Below are 2,131 nucleotides of genomic sequence, written 5' to 3'. Positions count from 1 at the left end.
CGAGGCCTGGGAGCACCCGCTGGCCCTCGCGCCGGTGGCGTTCCAGGCCCTGGCACACCCGCACGGCGAGATCGCCACCGCGCGCGCGGCCGAGGCCACCGGCACCTGCCTGGTCGCCAGCACCCTGTCGTCCCGCACGCTCGAATCGATCGCGCAGGCCAGCGGCCCGGCGCGCTGGTTCCAGCTGTACTTCCAGCCACGGCGGGAGGACACGCTGCAGCTGGTTCGCCGCGCCGAGGCGGCCGGCTACCGCGCGATCGTCGTCACGCTGGACGCGGCCCTGCAGACCGCCGGCCGCCAGGCACTGGCGGCGGGCTTTCGCATGCCGCCGACCTGCGTGGCCGAGAACCTGCGCGGCCAGGCGCCGGTGGAGCCGCCCGCCCCGCAGCCGGGCCAGGGCCGGGTCTTCCATGCCATGCGCTTCGCGCCCACCTGGGCCGACCTGGACTGGCTGATGGCGCAGACGCACCTGCCCGTCTGGGTCAAGGGCGTGCTGCACCCCGAAGACGCCACCGCCTTGCAGGCCCGGGGCGTGGCGGGCATTGTCGTCTCCAACCACGGTGGGCGCGGGCTGGACGGCGCCCCCGCCAGCCTGCAGATGCTGCCCGCCGTGCGAGCAGCGGTGGGCCCCGGCTGGCCCGTGCTGTTCGATGGCGGCATCCGGAGCGGCACCGACGTGTTCAAGGCGCTGGCGCTCGGCGCCGATGCCGTGCTGATCGGCCGGCTGCAGGTCTATGCGCTGGCGGTGGCCGGCGCGCTGGGCGTGGCTCACCTGCTGCGCCTGCTGATCGAAGAACTGCAGGCCTGCATGGCGCTGGCCGGCTGCGCCACGCTGGCCGACATCGGCCCGGGCGCGCTCGTGGCCCAGCCGCCGGCCTTTCCCTCCCTGTCCGAAGAAATGCCATGCTGATCACCCTCGAACACGTTCTGGACCCGGACGAAATCCGCCACTTCCGCCAGCGCCTGGATGGCGCCGACTGGCGCAGCGGCAGCGCCACCGCGGGCACGCTGGCGCGGTCGGTCAAGCGCAACGAACAGCTCGACGACGCCAGCGAGGTAGCGGTGGAACTGGGCCAGCACCTGCTGCGGGTGCTGGGCCGCCACCCCACCTTCATCGCGGCCGCCCTGCCGCGCAGGATCCACCCGCCGAAGTTCAACCGCTATGCCGACGGCGGCACCTATGGCGCGCACGTGGACAGCGCCATCATGCAGTGGCCCGGCACGCAGCAGTCGATGCGCACCGACGTGTCGGCCACGCTGTTCCTCGCCGATCCGCACGAATACGACGGCGGGGAGCTGGAGATCGAAGGCCCGTTCGGCGTGCAGAGCGTCAAGCTCGAAGCCGGCGACCTGGTGCTCTACCCTTCCAGCAGCCTGCACCGCGTGACACCGGTCACGCGCGGCGCGCGCATCGCCTCGTTCTTCTGGGTCGAAAGCCTGGTGCAGGACGAGGGCGACCGCACGCTGCTCTTCGACCTGGACCAGACCATCCAGCGCCTGACCCCCTCGCTGGACGCCGCCGACCCGCGGCTGCTGCAGCTCACGGGCGTGTACCACAATCTCCTGCGCCGCTGGGCGCAGACCTGACACGCTGCGCTGTCCGAAACCGTTCCGTCCTCCCATTCCCTTTCTTTGCAGGAGCCCCCCATGAATTCCACCCCCTTTCGCCGTGCCGCCATCGCCCTGGCCCTGACCGTGGCCGCCGGCGGCGCCTGGGCGCACGGCGACGTGCAGTGCCCCGCCCATCCCGCTTCGGAATGGCGCCCCCACACCGAGCTGCAGGAAAAGCTGGTCAAGGAAGGCTGGACCGTGCGCCGCATGGAAAAGACCCCCACCTGCTACGAGGTGTACGGCAAGGACCCGCAGGGCAAGCGCGTGGAAGCGTTCTTCGACCCCAAGACGCTGGAACGCGTTGAAGAAAAGTAACTCGCCCCACCCGCCCGTTCCCGTGTGGGACGCGGCGGTGCGGCTCCTGCACTGGTCGCTGGTGGCCTCGGTCGCCGCGGCCTGGATCACCCGCCACCGGCTGGGGCCCCTGCACGAAAACCTGGGCTACGCCGCCCTGGCCATCGCCTGCGCACGCGTGGCCTGGGGCTTCGCGGGCCGGCACCACGCGCGCTTCGCGCAGTTC

General features: G+C 72.0%; 3 protein-coding genes and 1 pseudogene. All 4 read left to right on the top strand.

The genetic code is table 11. The features are described from left to right. The coding region (locus AC27IQ_RS23065) for an alpha-hydroxy acid oxidase (protein ID WP_487090934.1) at positions 1–910 on the top strand (910 nt) is incomplete at its 5' end. Continuing rightward, positions 904–1,587, top strand: a complete 684-nt coding sequence (locus tag AC27IQ_RS23060; RefSeq protein ID WP_487090933.1) for a Fe2+-dependent dioxygenase — start codon at positions 904–906, stop codon at positions 1,585–1,587. The genes AC27IQ_RS23065 and AC27IQ_RS23060, both read left to right, overlap by 7 nt. Positions 1,588–1,647: 60 nt before the next feature. Then, complete coding sequence (locus tag AC27IQ_RS23055) at positions 1,648–1,926, top strand: PepSY domain-containing protein (RefSeq protein ID WP_272565219.1); 279 nt, start codon at positions 1,648–1,650, stop codon at positions 1,924–1,926. After that, positions 1,913–2,131, top strand: a pseudogene (locus tag AC27IQ_RS23050) (hypothetical protein); the annotation flags it as partial. The gene AC27IQ_RS23055 and the pseudogene AC27IQ_RS23050, both read left to right, overlap by 14 nt.

It is taken from the genome of Acidovorax sp. KPB24-07 (assembly GCF_057543315.1).
The sequence above is the reverse complement of the archived record's forward strand: the minus strand, read 5'-3'. Positions and strand labels throughout refer to the sequence as shown.

What these genes read in the sequence shown, in the direction of transcription:
- AC27IQ_RS23060 (WP_487090933.1), top strand. Translation starts at nt 904, where the DNA reads ATGCTGATCACCCTCGAACACGTTCTGGACCCGGACGAAATCCGCCAC.
- AC27IQ_RS23055 (WP_272565219.1), top strand. Translation starts at nt 1,648, where the DNA reads ATGAATTCCACCCCCTTTCGCCGTGCCGCCATCGCCCTGGCCCTGACC.